This is a genomic window from Nostoc sp. (assembly GCF_035638895.1).
GTDB lineage: Bacteria > Cyanobacteriota > Cyanobacteriia > Cyanobacteriales > Nostocaceae > Nostoc.
The window spans coordinates 1-2,190 of the sequence record NZ_DASQZC010000591.1; the positions used below are offsets into that span (position 1 = coordinate 1).

The 2,190-nt window shown below is 41.9% G+C and carries 1 protein-coding gene and 1 pseudogene; both read left to right on the forward strand.

What is annotated here, in order from left to right; all coding sequences use genetic code 11:
- The first annotated feature begins 576 nt into the window (after positions 1–576).
- Positions 577–1,440, forward strand: a complete 864-nt coding sequence (locus VE944_RS29390; RefSeq protein WP_324985837.1) for a hypothetical protein — start codon at positions 577–579, stop codon at positions 1,438–1,440.
- Between the two features lie 378 nt (positions 1,441–1,818).
- Positions 1,819–2,190 (forward strand): annotated as a pseudogene (locus tag VE944_RS29395) (hypothetical protein); the annotation flags it as partial.

Sequence of the window (2,190 nt, forward strand, 5' to 3'; positions counted from 1 at the left end):
GTTAACTTTTATAAAAACCTTGGAACGATTCACTTATAGTCTCTTTCCTGACCTTACACTTTGTTGCATAGGTTGATTTTTTATCGCTGACTTACTTAATATAATGCAATTATTGCAGGGTGCCAGTAACCGTGCTATTTACTATTATCAATCTCGTGGTATGACGTTGGATAAAAGCCATATAACCCCGGATAAAAGCAGATTAATTAAATATCTAAAAAATTGGCAAGTTTATCAAAATATTATTCATTGCAATATAATATTTAACCCAAATTGAATTTTATTATACAAACATTTCAGTTAAGTTTTTAAATTATATCTAAAGAATCTCTACAAGTCTGATAAATATATCAAAATATTTTTCATTGTCTTTCAAAACTAAATCGTATAAATTCTAAGTGGAAGTAGCATTGATTAAAAATTTGTTATCTACTCTTAATAGAGATAACCAAATAATCTAGTAGCTACTAACTAGTTTTGCTAACGATAAAGTCATTAAATAGACTTGAGCTTTGTCTATTTTATGTTGCAATGCTAGCAAAATTTTTATCAAAACAATAACGAGGATTAATTCTAATGGCAGACAATTCAAGTAATAGTGGTAGCAGTAACCCCTCTAATAGTGGGAACAACTCGCTCAGCCAATCACCCTACGGTCGCTTGGAAGGAGTTCTCGGTAAAGAAGGCCTCACCAAAATATTTAGTGGTGTTGGTCAAGGAGAAAGTGGCGGTAGCCCATTTGGTGCTGGTGGTGGTGCTGGTGGTGGTGCTGGTGGTGCTGCTGGTGGTGCCGGTGGTGCTGGTGGTGCCGGTGGTGCTGCTGGTGGCAGTGATTTACCCTATGGTGGTAATCCTTTCGCTGGTGACAACTTCTGGAATATCTTTGCAGGCGGTGTAAACCCATCAAACCCATCCGCAGGTGGTGGTAACTCATCCGCAGGCGGTAGTCCATCATCTGGTGGTGGTGGCGGCTTCGGTGGTGGCGGTGCTGGTGGTGCTGGCAGTGCTGGTGGTGGTGGCGGCTTCGGTGGTCGTGGTGGTGACGGCTTCGGTGGTGGCGGTGCTGGCGGTGCTGGCGGCTTCGGTGGTGGTGGTAATCCAACCAACCAAGGTAGTGGCAGAGACCCTTTGACTGGTGCTGCTAGCCAGACCTATGGTATTAGCACAACTGAAATACCGGATGGGTTCACTTTGAGGGCTACTATTGACAAGATAGTTGATAAGGAACAGGGTGGTGGACAAAGCCCATCATTTGGTGGTGGACAAGAACAAAGCCCCTCATTTGGTGGTGGACAAGGACTTGGTAGCGGTAGCCCATTTCCTGGAGGTGACGGTGGCGGTACCGATGAAAGTAGCCCATTTCCTGGAAGTGGCAGTGCCGGTGGCAGTAACCCATTTGGTGGCGGTAACCCATTTGGTGGCGGTGCCGGTGGCAGATAAGTATTTAGCGGTCGATAAATTCCGTTTGCTTAATAGAATTCTTGCGAAAATCAGCAGATAAGTAGAGGAGAACAATAATTAGTTCTTCAGTACATAGTATGCTAGTACAGCTTGGCACAAATAAACATAACATTCGATAAAGCTCAAAAGCGTGTATTATCGGTGATGTACCTTCTGCCTTATTGTACTAGTTTGCTATTTTACGTCCTAGAACTCTTTACAGGTAAGGATTTGAGAAACATTTTCTGCTAATTTGACAGTAAGATGATTAAAGCCTTTATTATTAAAGAGATTTTGGGTTTAGCAAATTCACAATTAATATAAGAAGTATTGAAGATGCCATAACCTTTTTAACTAAAAATACAAAAATTGATACCAATGGAAGAGTCTGTTGTCAATCCCCTTAATGATGGAGTTAATCCCTTAAGTGTAAGTGGCCCTAACAGCGTTAGTCCTTTTGCTGGCAATAGCAGTTTTTCTGCTGAAAGTAGCTTGTTGCCGGGTGATACCAATCTGTTATTAGGTAACGGTAACAATCCCATTCCAGGTGGCGGTATTAACCCGTTTGCAGGCGATGGTGGCAGTGGGCTTCAGAAATTAATCTTTGACCGATTAAAGTCAATTTTAGGTGATAACTTTTTCAAGGGGATTGACAACACATTGGCAGGAGGTAGTAATCCTTTTGCAAACAGTGGTTATCCGATTCCAAGTGGGGCTACTAACCCTTTGGCAGGTAACGGTAATGTGATT